Here is a 23,476-nt window from a genome sequence, read left to right on the forward strand (position 1 = left end):
GGGCCGCGCTGCGCGACCCGACCGGACATTCCACCATCATCGCCCCCCATCGCCTCCCCCGCAGGGGTGGCGGCGTGTCGCCCGGCCGCTACCGGCCGCGCGGTGGGCGTGCGAGGATCCGCGAGTGGCCGCCCCCTCCCCGAACAGCCAGACGAAGATCGGCGTGTGCAACCTGTGCGAGGCCATCTGCGGCCTCGTCCTGACGATCGAGGACGGCGCGGTCACCGGCGTGCGGGGCAACCCCGACGACCCCCTGTCCCGCGGGCACATCTGCCCCAAGGGCGTGGCCATCGCCGACATCCACGCCGACCCAGACCGGCTCCGGCGCCCGGTGCGCCGCGACCGGGCGACCGGTGAGTTCCACGAGATCGCCTGGCGCGAGGCGATCGACGTCGTCTCGACGAACCTCGCCGCCACCATCAACGCACACGGCCGCGACGCGATCGGGATCTACCTCGGCAACCCCAACGTGCACAGCCTCGGCTCCATGACCCACGGCATCGGGCTGGTCAAGGCGCTGCGGACGAAGAACACCTTCAGCGCCACCTCCGTCGACCAGCTCCCCCACCAGCTGATGGCGCACCTGATGTTCGGCCACCAGCTGCTGCTGCCGATCCCCGACATCGACCGCACCAGCTACTTCCTGGTCTTCGGCGCCAACCCGATGGCCTCCAACGGCTCCCTGATGACCGTGCCCGACTTCCCCGCTCGGCTGCGCGAGCTCAAGCGCCGCGGCGGTCGGATGGTCGTCTTCGACCCGCGGCGCACCGAGACCGCCAAGGTGGCGACCGAGCACCACTTCGTCCGCCCCGGCACCGACGCCTGGGTGCTGCTGGCCATGCTCAACGTGCTGTTCGCCGACGGCCTCGCGATGGCACCGGCGTACGCCGACGGGCTGGCCGACGTCGAGGCGGCGGTCGCGCACTTCACCCCCGCCCTCGCGGAGCGGATGAGCGGCGTGCCCGCGACCGAGATCGAGCGGATCGCGCTCGAGCTCGCGACCGCCGAGGGAGGAGTCGCCTACGGCCGGGTCGGCGTCTCGACCCACGAGTTCGGCACGGTGTGCCAGTGGGCGGTCAACCTGCTCAACATCCTCACCGGCAACCTCGACAGGGTCGGCGGCGCGATGTTCACCTCCCCCGCCATCGACGTGGTCGGCACCGGCTTGGTCGGGCGCGGGCACCACGACGCCTGGCGCTCGCGCGTGCGCGACCTGCCCGAGACAGCCGGCGAGCTGCCCGTGAGCGCCCTGCGCGAGGAGATCACCACCCCCGGTCCCGGCCAGGTGCGGGCGATGCTCACCCTGTCGGGCAACCCGGTGCTCTCGACCCCCGACGGCGCACGGCTCGACGAGGCCCTGGCCGGCCTCGACTTCATGGCGGCCGTCGACATCTACGTCAACGAGACGACCCGACACGCCGACGTGATCCTGCCGCCCGCGGGAGCGCTGGAGCGCGACCACTACGACCTGATCTTCCAGACCCTCGCCGTACGCAACACCGCGCGGTTCACGCCCGCGGTCTTCGACAAGGGCGAGGACACCCGCCACGACTGGCAGATCTATCGCGACGTCGCACTGGCGACGATCGCCAAGCTGGACCGCAAGCCCCCGCTCAAGGCCCGCGCGGTGCTGCGGGCGCGGATGACGCTCAGCCCGACCCGTCTGGTCGGGCTGCTGCTCGCGCGGGCCCGCAACGGAGTCACGCTGAGGAAGCTGCGGGCCAACCCGTCCGGCCTCGACCTCGGGCCGCTGCAGCCCGACCTGCTGCCCGACCGGCTCCGCACCCGCGACCACCGGCTCGCGCTCGCACCGCCCCTGGTGCTGACCGACCTCGCCCGGCTGGGCGCCGTGGAGCCGCCGGCGGAGGGCGAGCTGCTGCTCATCGGGCGCCGGCACAAGCAGGACTGCAACTCGTGGATGCACAACACCGAGCGGTTGACGCGCGGCAAGGCCCGCCACCACCTGCTCATGCATCCGGACGACCTGGCGCAGCGCTCGCTGAGCGACGGCGAGCTGGTCACCGTCACCTCGCGGGTCGGCACCGTCCAGGTCGAGGTCGCCTCGACCGACGACATGATGCCCGGCGTGGTCAGCCTCCCCCACGGTTACGGCCACGCGCGCAACCCGGGGATGACGCACGCCGCCGAGGTGCCCGGGGTCTCGATCAACGACCTGACCGACCCCGAACGCCTCGACGTCTCGGGCAATGCGGCGCTCAGCGGCGTCCCGGTGACCGTCACCGCCCACTGAGGGCGAACGCCGGATCTCTCGGAGAGGGCCGTCGCCAAGCACACCACCAACATCGTCACCAAGCTCGACCTGCCGCTCGCCGCGGACGACAACCGGCGCGTGCTCACCGTGCTCGCCTGGCTGCGCTGAGCCCGGTACCCGCTGGGCCCATTTGCGCTGGAACGAGACCGCCCGACCGAGCTGCAGCTGCTCGGCCAGGCGGTCCGGTTCAGGTGGTGCGTGGGGTCAGACCTTCACCCCGCTGAGCACGGCGCGGACGTCGGCGGCCGTCTCGGCCCGACGGAGCCGCTCGACCTGCTCCTGGTCGACGAACACGCCGGCCAGCTTCTGCAGCAGGGCGAGGTGGTCGTTGCCCGCGCCGGCGATGCCGACGACGAACTCGGCCGGCTTGCCGTTCCAGTCGATGCCGTCGGGGTAGCGGACGAACGAGATGGCCGTCCGGCGGATCGCCGACTTCGCCTCGTTGGTGCCGTGCGGGATGGCCAGCAGGTTGCCCATGTGCGTGGACACCGACTGCTCGCGCTCGTGCATCGCGTCGACGTAGGACTCCTCGACCGCTCCGCTGGCGACGAGCAGCCGTCCGGCCTCGCTGATCGCGGCGTCGCGACTGGTCGCCGACCCGTTGAGAACGATCGCGTCGTCGCGGAGCACGTCGGTGTCCACGCCGTCGTCGGCGACGTCGGCGGCAGCGGTGCCGCCACCCTCGCCGTTGCTGGCCTTCACCATCTCCACGATCTCGTCGTAGCGCGGCGAGCCCATGAAGTTGTCCACCGAGACGTGGGTCGCCGAGGGCGTCCGCTCCTTGGCCCGGGCCGTGAGGTCCTGGTGGGTGACGACGAGGTCGACGTCGTCAGTGAGGTTGGAGATCGCCAGGTTCTTGACGCTCACCTCGCCGTAGCCGGCGGCCTGGATCTTCTTGCGCAGCACCGAGGCACCCATCGCGGAGGAGCCCATGCCGGCGTCGCAGGCGAAGATGATCGAGTTGATCGGGCCGGCGGGCTTCGCGGAGCCCGCGAACATCCCGCTCACCGACGACGACTTGCCCTTGTTGGCCTCCATCTGCGCGGCGGCGGCGGCGAGGTCACCGTCGTCCTCCGAGCGGTCGAGCTTGAGCAGCAGGGCGGCGACCACGAAGGACACGATCAGCGCGCTCGACCAGCAGAGCGTCACACCGAGGACGGAGCCCTTGGCCACCGACGAGTAGACCGCGAAGATCGAGCCGGGGGCCGCGGGGGCGACCAGCCCGGAGTCGAACATGACGTTCATCAGGGTGCCCGTGGCGCCACCGGCGATCAGCGCGAGCAGCAGCTTCGGCTTGGCCAGGACGTAGGGGAAGTAGACCTCGTGGATGCCGCCGAAGAACTGGATCACCAGCGCGCCGGGTGCCGTCGCCTTGGAGACGCCCTTGCCGAAGAACATGAAGGCGAGCAGCATGCCGGCGCCGGGGCCGGGGTTGGCCTCGAGGAGGAACAGCGCCGACTGACCGGCCTGCTTGGCCTGGTCGAGGCCGAGGGGCGTGAGCACCCCGTGGTTGAGGGCGTTGTTGAGGAAGAGCACCTTGGCCGGCTCGATCACGATGGCGGTGAAGGGCAGCAGGCTGTTGTCGACGAGGAACTCGACGACGTTGGACAGGCCTTCCATCACCGCGCGCAGGATCGGGCCGAGGATGAACATGGCGCCGATGGCCATGATCGCCGCGGAGATGCCGGCGGAGAAGTTGTTGACGAGCATCTCGAAGCCGGGCTTGATCTTGCCGTCCCAGAGCCGGTCGAGGCGCATGATCGCCCAGCCGCCGAACGGACCCATGATCATGGCGCCGAGGAACATCGGCGACCCGCCGGTCTCGGCGTAGACCTCGTTGAACAGCGGCGAGCTGGTCGCCATGATGATGCCCATCGTGGCGGTCGCCCCGACCACGCCGCCGCGGATCTTGTAGATGTTGTAGCCGCCCGTGTAGGCGATCAGGAGCGGGATCAGGTAGTAGATGCCGGGCCCGACGATCGTGGCGATCTTCTCGTTGGGCGTCCAGCCCACCGGGATGAAGAAGGCCGTGATGAGGCCCCACGCGATGATCGCGCCGATGTTCGGCATGACCATGTTGGACAGGAAGGTTCCGAACTTCTGCACGTGGACCCGCGCCCCCGCACGGGGTGCCGTCTGTGTGGACATTGATTCCTCCGGGTGTGATGACGACGCTGGACTCGGGTGACCCCGATCACAGTCAGAGCAGCAGTAAACCTCACGAACGGGCCTATTGCCAAGCATTCGGGCAGGTTTTGTGCCCGACTGTGTGGCTTCATCACCACCACGGGCCCCCGCCGACGACGGCGAGGGCCCGAAATGGAGTGGCCGGCAGCGCCGGCCGACGCGGCTACGCGTCCAGCTGGCTGTCGAAGAGCGCCTGCTCGACCTCGCCGTTCCAGGTGTCGCCGGGGCCGAGCTTCTCGGCGACCTCCGGCAACTCGTCCTTCAGCCGGTCGAGACCCATCAGGGGCAGGTCGTGGATCTGCGGGAAGATCAGCACCTTGCCCGAGTAGGCCCCGTCGACCAGCGCCTGGAGGCCGTCCTTGGCCGCGCGCATGCCGCCGACGGCACCGACGATGGACCCCGGGGACAGCTGGCCGGCCTGCGCCAGGTCCACCACCTGCTGCTGGTCGTGGATGGTGAGCCCGGACGTCCCGGTGTACTGCGCGTTGTCGAGGTAGACCGCGCTCAGGTTCATCGGCGCCATGGTGCCGTTGGGGACGCCGGCGAAGAAGACCAGCATGCCGTCGGAGTTCATCACCGTGTCGGCCTCGGCCATGACGCCCGAGATCGGCACGCTGACCACCACGTCGTCCGCGCCCTTGCCGTCGGTCAGCCCCATCACGAAGTCGTGGAGCGACTGGCCGGCGGTCTGGGAGTTGAAGGTGATGAGCTCGCAGTCGTTGCTCTCCGCCAGGTGCGCGAGCCGGTCCTCGAGGGCCTTCAGGCGCTCGTCGCTCACCTCCGTGGCCACGATCCGGGTGGGACCGTCGGTCTGCTGGATCGCCCGCTGGACGTGCATCAGGCCCATGGGACCACCCGCGCCCACGAACACCGTCGTGCCGCCCGGTCGCAGGTCGCAGCGGTTGCGCGCCTCGCCGTACGACGCGGCGATGTCGGGACCACGACCGCCGATGTAGGCGGTGTAGTCGTAGTGCAGGCGGCCCACGTCGGTGTCGACGAGACCGTCCAGCTCGGTCTCCCCCACCAGGTTGAGGGTGCCGCGCCGGGCGATGTGGGTGGCCACGGCACCGACCGTGGCGGCGGAGCGCGGGTCGAGCATGACGATGTCGTCGAAGCCGGCGCCCTCGGTCAGCTCGTCCACCACCGCCTGGAAGTCGTCGTCACCGAGACCGTCGCGGACGACCACGGTGGCCGAGGTGGCCTCGACGAGCTTCGCCACCGAGGCAGGCACGTCGGTCAGCACGATGGTGGCCGGTGCGTCCAGCCCGGCTGAGAAGGCGTACTCCCGCTCGTCCCCGGGCCGGCCGACGATCCACATCGTCCCGCCCGCCTTCGGCTCGAGGCGGCGGCGCTGGGTGTAGGCCGCCATCACGCAGCCCCACGGCTCGAGCGTGGACGCCTCGGCGTAGCCCATCGTGTCGGGCAGCGGCAGCAGGCAGGCGCCGTCGTCGGTCTCGAGCATCTCGGCGCCCATCAGGTGGTACTGGATGAGCCCGCCCGGGATCGTGTAGCCGTAGGCCGTGCTCGTGCCGTCCTGGTAGATGTCGGGCTGCACGGCGAGCCGCTGGCCGGGGTGGTAGCGGTCCTTGAGGTTGTCGCCGACCTCGATGACGGTGAGGCTCACCTCGTGGCCGAGCCGGGTGGGGTCGTCGGCCAGGTCGCGGTTGTAGAGCTTGGGGTGGCTGCCGCCCTGGCGCATGATCTTCACGTCCGAGAAGCAGAGCCCCACGCTGTCGATCCGCACGAGCATGTGGTCGGCGTCGGGCCTGGGGATGGCGACCTGCTCGGGCGCACCGTCCTTGCCCATGTTGTCCTCGCCCGCGCCCCACAGGTTCCAGGCCCAGGCCTGGTCGGGCAGCTCGAGGTCGGCTGCGCGGTAGCGGTCATAGGCTGATGTCATGGTCTTCTCCGTGTGAGATGGACGGTGCCTCCCGGGACGTGCCGGCACCACGGGTGGGAGGCGGATCTCCCGGGGCCGGTCTCGCCCGGTGCGGGCGAGAAGTGGGTGGGTGCACGGCCTCAGCCGTTGAGCAGCGCCCGCACGGCGTCGCGGGCGGCCATCGGGTCGCTGGCGCCGAGGGCGGCCTCGGCGGCGGCCTCGCAGGTGTCCATCGAGACGCGGGACAGCTGCGCACCGACCGGGCGTACGGCGCGGGCGGCCATGGACAGGGACGTGATGCCCATCCCGACGAGCGCGCAGGCGAGCATGGGGTCCGCCGCCGCCTCGCCACACACGCCGACCGGCTTGCCGGTCTGCTTGCCGGCCTCGGCGGTGATCGCGATGAGCTGGAGCACGGCCGGCTGCCACGGGTCGGTGAGATGTGCGAGGTCGGTCGCCATCCGGTCGGCGGCCATCGTGTACTGCGTCAGGTCGTTGGTGCCGATCGAGAGGAAGTCGACGACCTCGAGCATCCGGTGCGCGAGCAGGGCCGCGCTGGGGATCTCGACCATCACGCCGGGCTTGAGCCCGCGCGAGCGGACCTTCTCGGCGAACTCGGACGCCTCGGCGACGGTCGCCACCATCGGCGCCATCACCCAGGTCTCGGTGCCGCTCGCCTCCGAGGCCAGCTTGATGCCGTCGAGCTGGCGGTCCATCAGGCCGGGGTTGCCGAAGGACAGCCGCAGGCCGCGCACGCCGAGGGCGGGGTTCTCCTCGCCCGGCATCGTGGCGAACGCGATCGGCTTGTCCGACCCGGCGTCGAGCGTGCGGATCACGACGTACTGTCCCTCGCCGAAGGCGTCGAGCACCTGGCCGTAGATCTCGCCCTGCTCCTCGGCGGACGGCTCCTCGGTGGCGCTGAGGAAGCACAGCTCGGTGCGGAACAGGCCCACGCCCTGCACCGGCTCCTCGCTGGCGTGGCGGGCGCTGGGTCCGTCGGCCACGTTGGCGAGCAGCTTGATCGGGGTGCCGTCGGAGGTCTCGGCCGGGCCCGACCAGTCGGCCAGCGCCGCGCGCGCCTCGCGGCTGGCCGCCACCCGGCCGGCCGCCTCGTCCGGGTCGGCACCGAGCTCGACCTCGCCGGTCTCGCCGTCGACCACCAGGAACGTTCCGGCCTCGACCTCGGTCACGCCCGCGACGCCGACGACGCACGGGATGCCGAGCTGGCGGGCGATGATCGCGGTGTGGCTGGTCGCGCCACCCCGCTCGGTGACGAGGGCCGTGATCAGCTCCGGGTCGAGCCCGGAGGTGTCGCTGGGCGCGAGGTCCTCGGCCACGAGCACCGACGGCTCCTGCGGGGTGGGCACACCCGGCTCGGGCTCGCCGACCAGGTGCGCCACGACGCGGCGCTCGATGTCCTCGAGGTCGGTGACGCGCTCGGCCATCAGGCCGCCCATGTTGGTGAAGATGGAGACGAACTGCTCCACCGCCGCGTCGACCGCCGACACCAGCGGGCTGCCGCTGGCGACGTTCTTCGCGACCGCCCCGCGCAGGCCCTTGTCCCTGGCCAGGCCGGCGCTCGCGGTGAGCACCTCGGCGGCCGGGCCGGTGGCCTTGTCCGCCTTGCGGGTGAACGTGTCGGCGACCGCGGTGACCGCGTCGTCGAAGGCCGCCATCGCGGCGTCGTCGTCGGCGAAGCCCCCGTCACCGAAACGCGCGATCGCGTCGGGCGAGACCTCGCCACGGACCAGCAGGGCGGGGCCGGCCGCGACGCCGGGGACGACCGGGGTGCCGCGCAGGCCGCTGGTGGAGGGGCTGGTTGTGGTCATGGACACACCGTAGGGCACCGCGACTTGACACTCAACAGGTTCGGCTATAAAACAACACATACACAGAACGGCGTGATCGGCGCCACATCCCCCCGACGAGCCAGGACCCGACGTGTACGCAGAGGAACGCCAGCAGGCGATGGCCCAGCTGATCAGCCAGCAGGGTCGCGTGTCCGTGGCCGAGCTCGCCGAGGACCTCGCCGTCACCACCGAGACCGTCCGGCGCGACCTGTCCGCGCTGGAGCGGATGGGCCTGATCCGCCGCGTGCACGGCGGCGCCGTACCCGCCAATGCCCTGGCCGTCATCGAGTCCGGGATCTCCGAGCGCGACCAGGCCAACACCGACGCCAAGGACGCGATCGCGGCCGCCGCGCTGTCGCTGCTGCCACCGCCCGGGTCGATGATCGTCATCGACGCCGGCTCGACGACCTCGCGCTTCGCCGCGCTGCTCCCCCGCGACCACCGGCTCACCGTCGTCACCCACGCGGTCCCCGTCGCCGCCCGGCTCGCCGGGCTCCCCCAGATCGACCTGTTCCTGCTGCCCGGCAAAGTCCGCGCCACCACGCACGCTGCGGTCGGTGCCGACACGGTCGCAGCGCTGTCCGACATCCGGGCCGACGTCGCCTTCATCGCCACCAACGGCCTGAGCGTCTCCCACGGACTGACGACCCCTGATCGCGACGAGGCCGCCACCAAGCGGGCCATTGCGGGCGCCGGCAGGCGTACGGTCGTGCTTGCCGACTCCACCAAGATCGGCGTCGAGGCCTCCTTGCGCTTCGCCGCCCTCAACGAGGTCGACGTGCTCGTCACCGACTCCGGAATCTCCGACAACGATGCATCGGCGCTCGCCGCGGCCGATGTGGAAGTGGTGATCGCGTGATCCTCACCCTCACACCCAACCCCAGCATCGACCGCACCATCACGCTGGCCGGCGAGCTGGCGCGTGGTCAGGTCCAGCGCGTCGTCTCGGTGACCTCGCAGGCAGGCGGCAAGGGCGTCAACATCTCCCGCGCGTCCGTCAGCGCCGGAGAGCCGACCCTCGCGGTGCTTCCGGCCGCCAAGGACGACCCGTTCGTCACCGAGCTGCTCGCCGCCGGCATCGACGCGCGTCCCGTGCGCCCGGCCGGCGACGTGCGTGTCAACGTCACGATCACCGAGCCCGACGGCACCACCACCAAGCTCAACTCTCCGGGAGCGACCGTGGAGGCCGAGCACCTCGACGCGATGGCCACGGCCCTGCTCGCCCGCGCCGCCAGTGCGAGCTGGACCGTCCTCGCCGGCTCCCTCCCCGCGGGTGCCCCCCCGGAGTTCTACGCCGAGCTCGTACGCCGCCTGCGCGCCAGCGACGCCAAGGTCGCCGTGGACACGAGCGAGGAACCGCTGCGGGCGCTCGTCGACGCGCTGCCCGGATCGGCGCCCGACCTGATGAAGCCCAACGGCGACGAGCTCGCGTCCTTCACCGGCGGCGACGCCGACGAGCTCGAGAGCAACCCCGCCAAGGCCGCCGAGGCGGCCCGCACCCTGGTCGACCGCGGTGTCGGGACCGTGCTCGCCACCCTGGGCGGCAACGGCGCCGTCCTCGTCACCGCCGACGGGGCGTGGCACGCCGCACCCCCGCCCACCACCGTCGTCAGCACCGTCGGTGCCGGCGACTCCAGCCTGTTCGGCTACCTGCTCGGCGACATCCGGGGACTACCCGCCCCCGACCGCCTGGCACTGGCCGTGGCCTACGGCAGCGCCGCCGCCGGTCTGCCAGGCACCACCATCCCCGAGCCGGAGCACCTTCGCACCGAGCTCGTCACCATCACTGTCCTGGGAGGCAGCGCATGACCGATCTCATCACCACCGAGCTGGTCCGGCTCGACGCGAGCTGGGGGGACGACAAGGCCGACGTCATCCGCGGCCTCGCGGCCGTCGTCGACGAGGCCGGCCGCGCCGAGGACGTCGAGCAGCTCATCGCCGACGCCTTCGCCCGGGAGGAGACCTCCAGCACGGGTCTGCCCGGCGGCATCGCCATCCCGCACTGCCGCACCACCGGCGTCTCGGAGCCGACTCTCGGCTTCGTCCGCCTGGACCCGCCGGTCGACTTCGGCGCCAAGGACGGCCCGGCCGACCTCGCCTTCCTGATCGCCGCCCCCGCGGGCGGCGACGCGACCCACCTCCAGCTCCTCACCAAGCTGGCTCGCTCGCTGGTCAAGCCGGCCTTCACCGATTCGCTGCGGTCGGCGGAGACGCCCGAGGAGGTCGTCGAGCACATCTTGATGGCGCTCGACGCCCCGCCCGCGGGCTCCTCGACCCCGGCCCCCGCTGCCGCCGTGCCTGCCGCACCTGCCGGCGGCGGCGCCGCCGCGGCCGCACCCGCCGCGGCCGCCGCGTCGGCCGCGCCCGCCTCCGGTGGTCCGAAGTCGCTCGTCGCGGTGACCGCCTGCCCGACGGGCATCGCCCACACCTACATGGCGGCCGAGGCCCTCGAGGCCGCGGCCGAGCGGGCCGGCGTCCCGATCCAGGTCGAGACCCAGGGCTCGGCCGGCTCGACGCCGCTGTCCCCCGAGACCATCGCCGCGGCGTCCGCGGTGATCTTCGCGGTCGACGTGGGCGTGCGCGACCGCGGCCGCTTCGCCGGCAAGCCCATGGTCTCCTCCAGCGTGAAGCGCCCGATCGACGAGGGCGACGCGATGATCGCCGAGGCCCTGCGCTACGCCGACGATCCCAACGCCCCGCGCGTCGAGGGCAACGCCGCCGACGCCGGTGCCACGTCCACCGCCAACGAGTCGTTCGGGGCCAAGATCCGCCGCGTGCTGATGACCGGCGTGTCCTACATGATCCCGTTCGTCGCGGCCGGTGGTCTGCTGATCGCGCTCGGCTTCCTGTTCGGCGGCTACGAGATCGTGACCGACGGGCAGGCCATCGCCGTCGACAACACGCTCTTCAACCTGCCGAACGTCGACGACTTCGGTCTCGAGCACGCGCTCTTCGGCAGCCCGTTCTTCGCGTACCTCGGTGCGCTGCTCTTCACCCTCGGTGCCGCGGCCTTCGGGTTCCTGGTCCCGGCGCTGGCCGGCTACATCGCCTACGCGATCGCCGACCGCCCCGGCATCGCCCCCGGCTTCGTCATGGGTGCCATCGCCGGCACCCTCAACTCCGGCTTCCTCGGCGGCATCGTCGGCGGCGTCCTGGCGGGCATCGTCGCCCACTGGATCGCCGGCTGGAAGGTGCCGACCTGGATGCGCGGCCTGATGCCGGTCCTCGTGATCCCGCTGCTGGCCACCCTGATCTCCGGGTTCGTGATGGTGGTCGTCCTCGGCAAGCCGCTGGCCGCGCTGATGGACGCGCTCTCCGACGGCCTCAACAGCCTGCAGGGCGGCTCGGCGATCGTGCTCGGCATCATCCTCGGCCTGATGATGGCCTTCGACATGGGCGGCCCGCTCAACAAGACCGCCTACGCGTTCGCCACCACCGGCCTCGGCGCCGCGGCCACCGCGACGGACGCCCCCGAGCTCAAGGTGATGGCCGCGGTGATGCTCGCCGGGATGGTCCCGCCGCTCGCGCTCGCGCTGGCCACGGTCGTACGACCCGGCCTCTTCACCATCCCCGAGCGCGAGAACGGCAAGGCGGCCTGGGCGATGGGGGCCTCCTTCATCACCGAGGGCGCGATCCCGTTCGCCGCGGCCGACCCGGCGCGCGTCATCCCCTCGATCATGGCCGGCAGCGCCGTCACCGGTGCGCTCTCGATGGGGCTCGACGTCTCCCTGCGGGCCCCGCACGGAGGGATCTTCGTGCTCTTCGCCGTCGACGGCGTGATCGGCTTCTTCATCGCCCTGCTCGCCGGCGTGCTCGTCGCGGCGGCACTCGTCGTCGCGCTCAAGAGCATGAACAAGTCCGACGCCGACGTCGCTACTGTCTGACCCACCTCGTTCCGACCACAGCAAGGAGCACCCATGCCCACCAAGTCCGTCGTCGTCGGTTCCGCCGTCGGCCTGCACGCCCGTCCCGCCGCGATCATCGCCGAGAAGGCCGGTGAGCTCGGCTCCGAGGTCACCATCAACGGCGTCGACGCCAGCTCGTCGCTGATGATCATGACCCTGGGCGCCGGCAACGGCGACACGGTCGAGGTCGCCGGTGACGACGAGGCCGCGGTCGACGCGATCGCCGCCCTCGTCGAGCAGGACCTCGACGCCTGACCGGTCCGTACGACGCCGGGTGGCCGCTCCTCGTGGGGCGACCACCCGGCGTCGGCCCGATTTCGGGGGCCCGCTACCGCTTCAGGACGTAGGCGACCCGCACGCGCAGGGCCTGCTCCAGCTCGCCGAGCACGTCGGCGAAGAACTCGCGCCGGTAGGTCTCGTCCGTGACGGCGTAGACCGCGAAGTAGAGCCCGCTGAAGGCGGCGAGGAACACCGAGACCTGCACCAGCTCGAGGCTGACCAGCGAGATCCCCCACGGGTACGTGAGCTTGTCGGGCGTGATCCACAGCTCCAGCACCTCGCGGTCCATCGCGACCAGGCCGAAGACGATGAAGAACGCGAACACCGCGAGCGCCAGCAGGAGCACCTGGATCGCCTGCGTGATCAGCAGGACCAGCACGAGGTTGGCGCGCTCGAGGCCCAGCACGTCGGCGTCGTCGCCGAGCTCGGGGCGACCGACCTCGTCGTCGAGCCGGTCGACCTCCTCGACCAGCCGCACGACGAGGAAGCCGACCGCCATCGCCGCGAAGAACATCACCGCGCCCCACAGCACGCCGCCGTCCAGGCGGGACGCGACCATCCAGACCTCGGTGTTGATGAACAGGAACGTCACGAACAGCAGCAGCATCGGCAGCGCCCGGGTGGCCAGCGGGAAGAGCAGCTCGAGGCTCGTGAACGCGTGCCGCAGCGCCCATCCCGCGATCGACTGCACCTGGAGCGCCCGGCCCGCGTAGGTCGCCGCCACCGCCAGCAGGACGGTCCCGGCGGTCGCGATGCCGAGCGACACCACGCCGGTCCACAGGCCGACACCGACCCCAGCGGGGACGGCGACGAGCAGCCCGACCAGGGCGACGACGACCAGCCGTCCGCGCGCGAGCCGGCGGCGGACGAGCTCGCGGGTGCTGTCGACGAAGTACGGCAGCCCGTTGGCCCGGAACCACGCCTCGGCCTCATCCCGCGTGGCCGGCTCCGCGCGGCCGGCACCGTGGGTCACGCCAGGATCTCGCGGGCCTGGCGCACGTCGCCGTGCATGGTCTCGACGAGGGCCTCGATCCCCTCGAACTTCACCATCCCGCGGAGGCGCTCGACGAAGGCGACCTCGACCTCGACGCCGTACAGCTCGAGGTCGTCGCGATCGAGGACGTAGGACTCGACGCGGCGCTCGCGCTCCCCGCCGAAGGTCGGGTTGGTGCCGACCGAGATCGCCGCGGGATAGGTCTCGCTGGTGTCGAGGCGGGTGAGCCGACCGGCGTAGACGCCGTCCGCCGGGGCCGCGCCGTCGACGGGGGTCGGCACGTTGGCGGTCGGGTAGCCGAGCTCGCGGCCGCGCTGGTCGCCGCGCACCACCACCCCGCGCACCGTGAACGGCCGGCCGAGCGCCTCGGCGGCGCCGGCGACGTCGCCGGCCGCGAGGCAGTTGCGGATGTAGGTGGAGCTCCAGACCTGCGGGCCGCCGTCGAGGGCGACGCCCTCGACCACGAAGTCGCGGGTCTCCCCCGCCTCCCGCAGCAGCGCCACGTCGCCCGCAGCGCGGTTGCCGAAGCGGAAGTTGGCGCCCACCACGACGCCGCGCGCGCCCAGGGTCCCGACCAGCACCCGGTCGATGAACTCCTCCGGCGTCCACGCCGCGATGTCCCGGTCGAACGGCACCACCAGCACTCCGTCCACCCCGCGCGCCTCGAGCAGCCGCAGGCGCGTCTCGATGTTGGTCAGCGTCGGCGGGGCGTGCTCGGGTCGGAGCACCGCGATCGGGTGCGGGTGGAAGGTCACCACGACCACCTTCGCGACGCCGAGCTCGTCCGCCGTCGCGCGGGCCTGGCGCAGCACGTGCTGGTGTCCGAGGTGGACGCCGTCGAAGTTGCCGATGGTGACGACGGTCGGGCCGAGGTCGCCGGGCACGGCGTCGAAGGAGGTCCAGATCTGCACGAGGCGCAGCCTACCGACGCCTCAGCCGACGAAGACGGCGACCGGGCGGGCGCCGGAGTCCGAGGGCGCGTAGAGCGCGAGGAACTCGCCGTCCGGTGCGAACAGGGCGTGCTCGCCGGCCCCGGGCAGCGTCAACGCCAGCGCGCGGCCCACCCGGACGTCGCCGGCCTGCGACTCGTCGAGGTCGAGGCTGGGGAAGGTCGCCCGCGCGGCGTCGGCGATCGGGACCAGCGCGAGGTCGTCGCCGTGCTGCTCGAGGGTGCGTGCCCTGCCGAGGTCGAAGCTGCCCACTGCCGTACGCCGCAGCGCGGTCAGGTGCCCACCGACGCCCAGCGCCGCGCCGAGGTCACGGGCGATCGCGCGGATGTAGGTGCCGCTCGAGCAGCGCACCGAGATGTCGACCTCCGGGCCGCGGACGTCGGTGACCGTGAGCTCGTGGATGGTGACGCGTCGCGCCTTCAGCTCGACCTCCTCGCCGTCGCGCACCCGCTGGTAGGCGCGCTTGCCGTCGACCTTGATCGCGCTGACGGCGGTCGGCACCTGGTCGATCTCCCCGACGAACGCGGCGAGCGCCGTGCGGATCGCCTCGTCGGTCAGACCGTCGGTGGCCGACGTCGCGGTCACCTCGCCCTCGGCGTCGTCGGTCGTGGTGGTGGAGCCGAGCAGGATCGTGGCGTCGTACGCCTTCTCCGTCAGCATCAGGTGCCCCAGCAGCCGCGTGGCACGGTTGATGCCGAGCACGAGCACGCCGGTGGCCATCGGGTCGAGCGTGCCGGCGTGACCCACCTTGCGAGTGCCGGCGAGGCGGCGCACGCGCGCGACGACGTCGTGCGAGGTCATCCCCGCCGCCTTGTCGACGACGACCAGGCCGGAAGCCTGCGCCATCAGTCCTCGAGCTCGTCCTCGTCGAGGTCGTCCTCGACCACGCGCGGCTTCTTGTACGGGTCGGCCTCGCCGGCGTAGGCCTCCACGCGGCGCGCGGCGACCTCCTCGTCCTGCTTGCGGGCCCGCTCGAGGACCTCGTCGAGGGCACGGGCGCTCTCGGGGAGGGCGTCGGGGATGAAGGTCAGGGACGGCACGATCCGCATCCCGAGCTGCTTGGCGACCTCGGAGCGGATGACACCCTTGGCCGACTCGAGCGCGGCGGCCGTGCTGGCCAGCTCCTCCTCGGCGCCGAGGACGGTGTAGAAGATCGAGGCCTGCTGGCTGTCACCGGTGACGCGGACGTCGGTGATCGTCACGAAGCCGAGCCGCGGGTCCTTGATCCGCCGCTCGAGCATCTCGGCGACGATGACCTGGATCCGGTCGGCGATCTTGCGCACGCGCGGGTTGCTCATGCGCGTACTCGCTTCGCTCCGTGCGCGCACGAGGCACGTGTTGCGCTGTGTTGACTGACTCGCTCGCTGCGCTCACTCATGGTGCTCACTCTCTCAAATCGACGAGCCGGCGCCCGGAGGGTGTCCGGGCGCCGACTCGTGTGACGGTGGATCAGGTGCGGGCGATCTCGCGCATCTCGAAGGACTCGACGATGTCGCCGATCTTGATGTCCTGGAAGTTGCGGAGCACCAGACCGCACTCGAAGCCCTCGCGGACCTCCGACGCGTCGTCCTTCTCACGCCGCAGCGACGAGAGGTCGAGGTTGTCGGCCACCACGGCGCCGTCGCGCAGGACGCGGACCTTGGCGTTGCGGCGGATGAGCCCGGAGGTGACCATGCAGCCCGCGATGTTGCCGGCCTTGGACGAGCGGAAGATCTCGCGGATCTCCGCCTGCCCGAGGGTCGACTCCTCGTAGACCGGCTTGAGCATGCCCTTGAGGGCCGCCTCGATCTCCTCGATCGCGTTGTAGATGACCGAGTAGTAGCGGATCTCGACACCTTCCTTGTCGGCCATCTGGCTCGCCTTGCCCTGCGGGCGGACGTTGAAGCCGATGATGATGGCGTCGGAGGCGGCGGCCAGGTCGACGTTGGTCTCGGTGATCGCACCCACACCACGGTCGATGACGCGCAGCGAGACCTCCTCGCCGACGTCGATCTGCGACAGGGCGTCCTCGAGGGCCTCGACCGAACCGGACACGTCGCCCTTGAGGATGAGGTTGAGCTCCTGGCTCTCGCCCTTCTCCATGGAGGCCATGAAGTCCTCGAGGCTGCGACGGACACGACGCTTGGCCTGCATGGCCGCACGCTCGCGCGCCTCACGCTTCTCGGCGATCTGGCGCGCCATCCGGTCGTCCTCGACCACGATGAAGTTCTGCCCGGCGCCGGGGACGGCGCTCAGGCCGAGGACCATCGCGGGACGCGAGGGGTCGGCCACCGTGAGCTCGTTGCCGTGCTCGTCGAGCATCGCGCGGACACGGCCGTGGGCCGGACCGGCGACGATCGAGTCGCCGACGCGGAGGGTTCCGCGCTGGACGAGGACCGTGGCCACCGGGCCGCGACCGCGGTCGAGGTGAGCCTCGACCACGAGGCCCTGCGCGTCCTGGTCGGGGTTGGCCCGCAGGTCGAGCGAGGCGTCCGCGGTCAGGACCACGGCCTCGAGCAGCTTGTCGAGGTTGAGCCCGGCCTTGGCCGAGACGTCGACGAACATCGCGTCGCCGCCGTACTCCTCGGGGATCAGGCCGTACTCCGTCAGCTGGCCACGGACCTTGGTCGAGTCGGCGTCCGGCTTGTCGATCTTGTTGACCGCCACCACGATCGGCACGTTGGCCGCCTTGGCGTGGTTGAGCGCCTCGACCGTCTGCGGCATGACGCCGTCGTCGGCCGCCACCACGAGGATCGCGATGTCGGTCGCCTGGGCACCGCGGGCACGCATGGCGGTGAACGCCTCGTGACCGGGGGTGTCGATCAGGGTGATGCGACGGTCGTCGCCGTCGACCTCGGTGTGGACCTGGTAGGCACCGATGTGCTGGGTGATGCCACCGGCCTCCTTGTCGACGACGTTGGCGTTGCGCAGCGCGTCGAGGAGCTTGGTCTTTCCGTGGTCGACGTGACCCATGACGGTCACGACCGGCGGACGGACGACCAGGTCACCCTCGTCGCCCTCGTCGGCACCGAACTCCAGGTCGAACGTCTCGAGCAGCTCGCGGTCCTCGTCCTCCGGGGACACGATCTGGACGACGTAGTTGAGCTCCTCACCGAGCAGCTCGAACGTCTCGTCGCCGACCGACTGGGTCGAGGTGACCATCTCGCCGAGCGAGAAGAGCATCTGCACGAGCGCGGCTGCGTCGACGTTGATCTTCTCGGCGAAGTCGGTCAGCGAGGCGCCACGCGGCAGGCGGACGGTCTCGCCGTTGCCCTTGCGGACGCGCACGCCGCCGATCGTCGGGGCCTCCATGGCCTCGAACTCCATGCGACGGGCGCGCTTGCTCTTGCGGCCACGGCGAGACGGACCACCGGCGCGCCCGAAGGCACCCTGGGTCTGGCCACGCTGGCCGGGACGACCGCCACCGGGACGACCGCCGCCCGAGGGGCCGAAGCCGCCGGGACGGCCGGGAGCGCCACCGGGGGCGCCGCCGGGGCCACCGCGACCGGGAGCACCGCCGGGGCCACCGCGACCGGGAGCACCGCCGGGGCCACCGCGACCGGGAGCGCCGGGACGACCCGGAGCACCGGTGCGACCGCCGGGGCCGCCACCGAAGGCGGCCGGGGACTTGGGCATCATCGCCGGGTTGGGGCGCGGCATGCCGGGACGACCCGGAGCACCGCCCTCGCGCGCAGCCGGCGGACGCGGCGGGCGCTGGTCGCCGGCGGACGAACCCGGGCCGGCGGCCGGCTCGGCGCTGGGCGCGGGCGCCGGACGGCGTCCCATGCCCTGGCTGGGCGCGAACGGGTTGTTGCCGGGACGCGGAGCACCCGGACGGGCGCCGGGACGCGGGCCCGGAGCGGCCGGCCTGGCGGCCTCCGTGGCAGGAGCCGCGGAGGCGGCCGGTGCGGCCGGTGCTGCCGGGGCTGCGGGGGCCTCGGCGGCAGGGGCCTGGGGGGCCGCTGCCGCAGGGGTCTCCACGACCGGCTCGGCGACCGGGGTGGGCTCCGCGGCGGGAGCCTCCTCGGCGGCCGGCTTCGCGGCGGGCTTGGGTCCCGGCTTGGGGCCGGGCTTGCCGCCGGACGACGGGGCGGGGGCGGCGTCGGAGGACGCCGGCTCGGCGGCGGGGGCGGAGGCCGCTGCGGCCTTCAGCTCGTCGCCGTACTGCTTCTTGAAGCGCATCTCGACGGGAGGCTCGACGGTCGACGATGCCGACTTGACGAACTCACCCATCTCCTTGAGCTTCTCGAGAACGAACTTGCTCTCGACACCGAACTCCTTGGCGAGTTCGTGGACTCGGGTCTTGGCCACGTGAAAACTACGCTCCTTCTGGTTCCGTCAGCCCAGAAGGAGGGCGAACGGAAGCTAGTGGTGGTGCAAACTCATCGGAAAGTACTCATCGAGTGCTCATGAGCTGCTGCTCCAGCTTCTTGTCGTTGTTGCCTGGTGTGGTGCCTGGTCACTGTGGTGCGAGCGAGTCGAGGTGGTCCGCGACCGGTGCGCTGGTGAGTCCCTCCGTGAGCCGCAAGGCCCGGGAGAACGCCCGCCGGCGAACCGCGAGGTCATAGCACTTGCGCGTGGGATGCAGGTGAGCCCCGCGTCCCGGCGCCGTGCCACGTGGATCGGGGCTCACGGCCGGCTGGCCCTGGGCGTCCGAGCCGACGACGACTCGTAGCAACTCGCTCTTGGCGGCCCTGGCCCGACAACCGACGCAGGTGCGCATGGGCACAGACGTAGTGCTCTCGGTCAAGGAATCCACCACCGGTCACTCTATCGTGTGGTGGGTGGAAACCCCGAATGGCCCCGCGGGAGCGTGGTCCGAGGACTTCGACGGGGACCGGCTCGACCCGGCCGTCTGGCTCCCCCACTACCTGCCCTGCTGGTCGTCGCGCGCCGAGACCGCGGCGGTCCACCACGTCGCCGACTCGCGGCTGACCCTCCGCGTCCCCCGCGACCAGGGACTGTGGTGCGCCGAGGAGCACGACGGGCCGCTGCGGCTGTCGGGGATCATGTCGGGCCACCACAGCGGTCCCGTGGGCTCGACGACCGGTCAGCAGCAGCTCTACGCGGGCCAGCGCGTGCGCGAGCAGCAGCCGGAGTTCCGCGGTCGGCTGCTGGGGCCCGGCAGCAGCGTCGAGATGCGTTGCGCCATGTCGGTCTCGCCGCGCTCGATGGCCGCCCTGTGGTTGTGCGGCTGGGAGCAGGTGCCCGAGCAGTCCGGGGAGATCTGCGTCGTGGAGATCTTCGGCAACAGCGTCCGCGACGGCGGCTGCGAGGTCGGGATCGGTCTGAAGACGATCCGCGACCCCGACCTGGTCCAGGACTTCGACGCGCCGCGGCTCCCGATCGACCCCGCCGACATGCACACCTACACCGCGAGCTGGGACGAGCACGAGGCCGTCTTCAGCGTGGACGGCGAGGTCGTACGCCGCTGCGCCGGCCCACCGACGTACGACCTCCAGCTGATGGTGGCCGTCTTCGACTTCCCCGACTGGTCGACCGGGGCCGACGACGACCTCGTCCCCGAGCTCGTCGTCGACTGGATCAGGACGACCTGATCAGTCCTCGTCGACCGGGTCGGGCGCCTCGTCCGAGCGGATGTCGATGCGCCAGCCGGTGAGGCGGGCGGCGAGACGGGCGTTCTGGCCCTCCTTGCCGATCGCCAGCGAGAGCTGGAAGTCGGGGACCACGACCCGGCACGCACGAGCGGCCAGGTCGACGATCTCGACCGAGCGCACCCGCGCCGGCGACAGGGCGTGGGCGACCAGCTCGGCCGGGTCCTCCGACCAGTCCACGATGTCGATCTTCTCGCCGTGGAGCTCGGCCATCACGTTGCGCACGCGCTGGCCCATCGGGCCGATGCACGCGCCCTTGGGGTTGACGCCCTGCACGTCGGAGAAGACGGCGATCTTGGTGCGGTGACCGGCCTCGCGGGCGATCGCCGCGATCTGCACGGTGCCGTCGGCGATCTCGGGGACCTCGAGCGCGAACAGCTTCTTGACCAGGGTCGGGTGGCTGCGCGACAGCGTGATCTGCGGGCCGCGCATGCCCTTGCGCACCGACACCACGAGGCACTTGATCCGCTCGCCGTGCTTGTACTCCTCACCGGGCACCCGCTCCCCCAGCGGCAGGATCGCCTCGAGCTTGCCCAGGTCGACCATCACGTCGTCCGGGTTGCGGCCCTGCTGGATGATGCCGGAGATGATGTCGCCCTCCTTGCCGGCGAACTCCCCGAAGCGGATGTCGTCCTCGGCGTCACGCAGCCGCTGGAGCATGATCTGCTTCGCGGTCGTCGCGGCGATCCGGCCGAAGCCCTCGGGCGTGTCCTCGTACTCCTCGCTCGTCGTCCCGTCCTCGTCGACGTCGCGCGCCAGCACCATCACGTGCCCGGACTTGCGGTCGAGCTGGACGCGCGCGTGCTCGCTGGCGCCGGGCGTCTTGTGGTAGGCGGTGAGCAGGGCCTGCTCGATGGCGTCCACGAGGACCTCGAAGGAGATCTCCTTCTCGCGCTCCAGCATCCGCAGGATGCTCAGGTCGATGTCCATCAGGCGTCCTCGCTGTCGTCGTGCTTCTTGCGGTTGAACTCGACCTGCACGAGGGCCTTCGCCACGTCGGCGTAGGCCAGCTCGCGGGTGGTGCCGTCGACGTCGAGCGTCGCGGTGTCCTCGCCGGACCCGACGATCCGGCCGGTGACGTCGCCGCCCTCCACGAGGGCGACCTTGACGAGGCGGTCCTCGTTGCGGCGCCAGTGGCGCGGCAGGGTGAGGGGACGGTCGACTCCTCGGGAGGTGACCTCGAGCGTGTAGGGCATCTCGCCCATCACGTCGGACTCGTCGAGCACCCGGTTGATCTCACGGGTCGCGTCGGCGACGTCGTCGAGGGTGACCCCGCCGTCCTGGTCGACGGCGATGCGCAGCACCCGTCGCTTGCCCGCGGGCGTCAGCTCGATGGCCTCGATGTCGAGACCCATGGCACTGAGGGGGCCGGTGATCTCGCCCTCGATGCGATCCCTGGTGGCGTCCTGCTTGGCGCTGCTCACGAGCGTGCGACCTCCTTGTGCTGTTGTCGGTGCCACGATAGCCGCTCCGTCCGGGCCCGCCGACAACGGTTAGGGTCACCGTCGTGTCCTCCCCGCGCGCGCAGACGTCACGGCGTACGGCGCTCGCGCTGGCCGTCTCCGCGCCCCTCGCCCTCGCCGCCTGCGACCTCGACCCGCCCGCCCGGTCCGCGTCCGGCTCCTCGTCCGGGTCACCCACGGCGACCCCGAGCGCGGCCGCTCCGCTCCCCGACGCCGACGTCGTCGAGGGCGCCCGCGCAGCCACCCTCCTCGCCGTCGCCCTGATCGAGGCGGCGCAGGCCCGCCACGGCCTGCGCCGGTCCGGTCTCGAGGACCTGCTGCGCCTGCACGCGGCGCACCTCGCGGTCCTCGACGACGGCTCACCGGAGCCCGAGGTCGAGGCCCCGCTCGTGGCGGCGACGCCGGCCCGGGCCCGGGCGCAGGTCGCGGCCTCCGAGAACGGCCTCACGGCCACGCTGGCCGACGCGGCCGGACAGGCCGCGAGCGGCGACCTCGCCCGCGCCCTGGCCAGCATGTCGGCGGCCCTGCGGCAGCGGGTGGCCGTGTGAGCGCGCTCGACGCCCTCCAGACGGCCCTCGCGGCCGAGCACGCCGCGATCTACGTGTACGGCGACGTCGGGGCCCACACCTCGCAGTCCGCCGAGCCCGAGCTGTTCGCCACCGTGTCCCTGCTCTACCGCGCGCACCGCGGGCGCCGCGACCAGCTCGAGCTGATGGTGGCCGACCGGGGCGGGGTCCCCGTGGCCGCCGCACCGACCTACGAGCTGCCGCGGCGGCTGGGCACGCCCAGCGCCGTACGCCGTCACGCGATGGGGGTCGAGCAGGCATGCGCCGAGGTGTACGCCGCGACCGTCGCCAGCACGACCGGGACCGACCGGGCCTGGGCCGTGTCGGCCCTGGGCGAGGCGGCCGTGGCGCGGATCCTGCTGGGCGGCGAGTCCGAGGACTTCCCCGGGGCGCCCGAGCTGGGCGACTGAGCCGGGCGACCGAGCCCGCCACTGAACTGGCCGAAATGTGGAAACGGCCCACAGCCTCACCAGCTGGGGAAGTCCCGAGATCTTCCCCATCTGGCGAGGATGAGGGCCGCTCCAAGGGAGTGGTCAGCATCACCCGACGTGGCCTCCCATATGGGGTGGTCGGCCACGTGCACAAGTCTGCAACACGACGCGGCGAATGCCCTAGGGCTTCGCGCCTGCAGGTTGTTGCGCTGCGAGAACCTGCAAAAGCCGGTCAGCGCAGGGACGCGACGACGGCCGGGATCTCCGCCAGCGATCGCACGACCGCGTCCGGCTCTCCCTCGGTGTGCCCGACCTGCGCGGCCGGGATCGTGCTGAGCGGGATGTGGATCGCCGCGAGCCCGGCGTTGCGGGCGCCCCAGATGTCGTCGAAGAGCCGGTCCCCGACGTACACGCAGGCGGCCGGGTCGGAGACGCCGACCGCCTCCATGGCCGCCCCGAACGCCCGCGGCGACGGCTTGGTCCACGGGATCTCGGAGGTGTAGACGTCGCCGTCGACGAGGTCGTAGACGCCGTCGCGCTCGAAGAAGCCGACGTGCCACTCGCGGGGCCAGACCGTGTTGGACAGCACCCCGACCTTGAGCCCCATCGCGCGCAGCTCGGCGAACATGCCCCGGCACTCGGGGTCGGTGGCGGTGTGCGGCGCCCAGAAGTCGTAGTAGGCGTCCAGCAGCTCGGGGTCGTGCTCGAGACCGGCCTCGGTGAACAGGTCGCCGATCGTCGCCGACTGCTGGTGGTCGCGGCTGCGGCCCCACACCACGTCGCCGGCCGCGAGCAGGCGGGTCGTGATCTCGTCCGGCGCGTGGTGGGCGCCCACCACGGCCTGGGCGAGCGCGAGCGACTCGGCGTGGAAGTCCACGTCGTGCCAGCGCGTGAGCGTGCCACCCCAGTCGAAGATGACCGCCTGGATCGTGGTGCTCGCCATGGGCGAGGAACCTACCGGTTGACCCTGTCGGCGTCGGACCACAGGGAGCCGCCGACCGGCCAGCGGACCACCTCGAGCGCAACCTCGGCCAGCAGGTCGCCGACGAGGGCTCGGGTCCCGCCGACCAGGGTCGAGTCGAGGTCCGTGTCGGTGGAGGTCACTC

At 71.8% G+C, this 23,476-nt stretch carries 21 protein-coding genes; 8 read left to right on the top strand and 13 right to left on the bottom strand.

Translation table 11 applies throughout. The annotated features are described in order from the left end of the window. Nucleotides 1–124 precede the first annotated feature (124 nt). Nucleotides 125–2,251, top strand: coding sequence for a molybdopterin-dependent oxidoreductase (locus C7S10_RS13025; protein WP_243395355.1), 2,127 nt, complete (start codon nt 125–127; stop codon nt 2,249–2,251). 225 nt (nt 2,252–2,476) lie between these two features. On the opposite strand, the gene C7S10_RS13035 is transcribed toward C7S10_RS13025, so the two are convergent. The 3 genes from C7S10_RS13035 to ptsP all read right to left on the bottom strand — a co-directional run bounded on the left by C7S10_RS13035 (nt 2,477) and on the right by ptsP (nt 8,167). Further along, nucleotides 2,477–4,420, bottom strand: coding sequence for a PTS mannitol transporter subunit IICBA (locus C7S10_RS13035; protein ID WP_108344865.1), 1,944 nt, complete (start codon nt 4,418–4,420; stop codon nt 2,477–2,479). A 202-nt stretch (nt 4,421–4,622) separates the two neighbouring features. Continuing rightward, the gene (locus C7S10_RS13040; RefSeq protein ID WP_108344866.1) at nt 4,623–6,359 is read right to left on the bottom strand and encodes an alcohol dehydrogenase catalytic domain-containing protein; all 1,737 of its coding nucleotides are present in this window, start codon (nt 6,357–6,359) and stop codon (nt 4,623–4,625) included. A 119-nt stretch (nt 6,360–6,478) separates the two neighbouring features. Then, nucleotides 6,479–8,167 (bottom strand): phosphoenolpyruvate--protein phosphotransferase, encoded by a 1,689-nt coding sequence (gene ptsP, locus C7S10_RS13045; RefSeq protein WP_108344867.1) that lies wholly within the window; start codon nt 8,165–8,167, stop codon nt 6,479–6,481. 112 nt (nt 8,168–8,279) lie between these two features. On the opposite strand from ptsP, the gene C7S10_RS13050 reads away from it, so the two are divergent. The 4 genes from C7S10_RS13050 to C7S10_RS13065 are packed head-to-tail and all read left to right on the top strand — an operon-like array spanning nt 8,280 to nt 12,348. Beyond that, nucleotides 8,280–9,047, top strand: coding sequence for a DeoR/GlpR family DNA-binding transcription regulator (locus C7S10_RS13050; protein WP_108344868.1), 768 nt, complete (start codon nt 8,280–8,282; stop codon nt 9,045–9,047). Further along, entirely contained in the window at nt 9,044–9,997 is a 954-nt protein-coding gene (locus C7S10_RS13055) for a 1-phosphofructokinase family hexose kinase (protein WP_108344869.1), read from the top strand. The genes C7S10_RS13050 and C7S10_RS13055 overlap by 4 nt, the downstream gene beginning before the upstream one ends. After that, nucleotides 9,994–12,072 (top strand): PTS fructose transporter subunit IIABC, encoded by a 2,079-nt coding sequence (locus C7S10_RS13060; RefSeq protein ID WP_108344870.1) that lies wholly within the window; start codon nt 9,994–9,996, stop codon nt 12,070–12,072. Before C7S10_RS13055 ends, C7S10_RS13060 begins: the two co-directional genes overlap by 4 nt. Before the next feature lie 33 nt (nt 12,073–12,105). Beyond that, on the top strand, nt 12,106–12,348 hold the full coding sequence (locus tag C7S10_RS13065; protein ID WP_108344871.1) for an HPr family phosphocarrier protein: 243 nt from the start codon (nt 12,106–12,108) through the stop codon (nt 12,346–12,348). Between the two features lie 73 nt (nt 12,349–12,421). On the opposite strand, the gene C7S10_RS13070 is transcribed toward C7S10_RS13065, so the two are convergent. The 6 genes from C7S10_RS13070 to C7S10_RS13095 all read right to left on the bottom strand — a co-directional run bounded on the left by C7S10_RS13070 (nt 12,422) and on the right by C7S10_RS13095 (nt 19,018). Next, nucleotides 12,422–13,345: a hypothetical protein gene (locus C7S10_RS13070; protein WP_108344872.1), complete on the bottom strand. Its 924-nt coding sequence runs from the start codon at nt 13,343–13,345 to the stop codon at nt 12,422–12,424. Next, nucleotides 13,342–14,277 carry a bifunctional riboflavin kinase/FAD synthetase gene (locus C7S10_RS13075; RefSeq protein WP_108344873.1) on the bottom strand — a complete coding sequence of 312 codons (936 nt, stop codon included), beginning with the start codon at nt 14,275–14,277 and terminating at the stop codon, nt 13,342–13,344. The genes C7S10_RS13070 and C7S10_RS13075 overlap by 4 nt, the downstream gene beginning before the upstream one ends. A gap of 21 nt (nt 14,278–14,298) precedes the next feature. Beyond that, a complete protein-coding gene (gene truB, locus C7S10_RS13080; protein WP_108344874.1) occupies nt 14,299–15,162 on the bottom strand; it encodes a tRNA pseudouridine(55) synthase TruB in 864 nt (287 codons plus the stop codon). After that, the gene (rbfA, locus tag C7S10_RS13085; protein ID WP_108344875.1) at nt 15,162–15,614 is read right to left on the bottom strand and encodes a 30S ribosome-binding factor RbfA; all 453 of its coding nucleotides are present in this window, start codon (nt 15,612–15,614) and stop codon (nt 15,162–15,164) included. The genes truB and rbfA overlap by 1 nt, the downstream gene beginning before the upstream one ends. 151 nt (nt 15,615–15,765) lie before the next feature. After that, nucleotides 15,766–18,606 (bottom strand): translation initiation factor IF-2, encoded by a 2,841-nt coding sequence (gene infB / locus C7S10_RS13090; RefSeq protein ID WP_108344876.1) that lies wholly within the window; start codon nt 18,604–18,606, stop codon nt 15,766–15,768. Nucleotides 18,607–18,754: 148 nt separating this feature from the next. Beyond that, a complete protein-coding gene (locus C7S10_RS13095) occupies nt 18,755–19,018 on the bottom strand; it encodes a YlxR family protein (protein ID WP_243395356.1) in 264 nt (87 codons plus the stop codon). Nucleotides 19,019–19,079: 61 nt separating this feature from the next. On the opposite strand from C7S10_RS13095, the gene C7S10_RS13100 reads away from it, so the two are divergent. Next, a complete protein-coding gene (locus C7S10_RS13100) occupies nt 19,080–19,853 on the top strand; it encodes a glycoside hydrolase family 16 protein (protein WP_243395357.1) in 774 nt (257 codons plus the stop codon). On the opposite strand, the gene nusA is transcribed toward C7S10_RS13100, so the two are convergent. Together nusA and rimP are read right to left on the bottom strand one after the other, a co-directional pair. Then, nucleotides 19,854–20,840, bottom strand: coding sequence for a transcription termination factor NusA (gene nusA / locus C7S10_RS13105; RefSeq protein ID WP_108344878.1), 987 nt, complete (start codon nt 20,838–20,840; stop codon nt 19,854–19,856). Beyond that, nucleotides 20,840–21,334 carry a ribosome maturation factor RimP gene (rimP, locus tag C7S10_RS13110; protein WP_108344879.1) on the bottom strand — a complete coding sequence of 165 codons (495 nt, stop codon included), beginning with the start codon at nt 21,332–21,334 and terminating at the stop codon, nt 20,840–20,842. The genes nusA and rimP overlap by 1 nt, the downstream gene beginning before the upstream one ends. 83 nt (nt 21,335–21,417) lie before the next feature. Here rimP and C7S10_RS13115 point away from each other — a divergent pair, with 83 nt between their 5' ends. After that, nucleotides 21,418–21,921, top strand: coding sequence for a hypothetical protein (locus C7S10_RS13115; protein WP_108344880.1), 504 nt, complete (start codon nt 21,418–21,420; stop codon nt 21,919–21,921). Then, entirely contained in the window at nt 21,918–22,349 is a 432-nt protein-coding gene (locus tag C7S10_RS13120; protein ID WP_108344881.1) for a ferritin-like domain-containing protein, read from the top strand. Before C7S10_RS13115 ends, C7S10_RS13120 begins: the two co-directional genes overlap by 4 nt. A gap of 253 nt (nt 22,350–22,602) precedes the next feature. On the opposite strand, the gene C7S10_RS13125 is transcribed toward C7S10_RS13120, so the two are convergent. Both C7S10_RS13125 and C7S10_RS22235 read right to left on the bottom strand, forming a co-directional pair. After that, nucleotides 22,603–23,313 carry an HAD family hydrolase gene (locus tag C7S10_RS13125; protein WP_108344882.1) on the bottom strand — a complete coding sequence of 237 codons (711 nt, stop codon included), beginning with the start codon at nt 23,311–23,313 and terminating at the stop codon, nt 22,603–22,605. Between the two features lie 11 nt (nt 23,314–23,324). Next, nucleotides 23,325–23,474: a hypothetical protein gene (locus C7S10_RS22235; RefSeq protein WP_165807142.1), complete on the bottom strand. Its 150-nt coding sequence runs from the start codon at nt 23,472–23,474 to the stop codon at nt 23,325–23,327. Nucleotides 23,475–23,476 lie beyond the last annotated feature (2 nt).

Origin of the sequence: Nocardioides currus (genome assembly GCF_003057875.1) — a bacterium.
GTDB classification, from domain to species: Bacteria; Actinomycetota; Actinomycetes; order Propionibacteriales; family Nocardioidaceae; genus Nocardioides; species Nocardioides currus.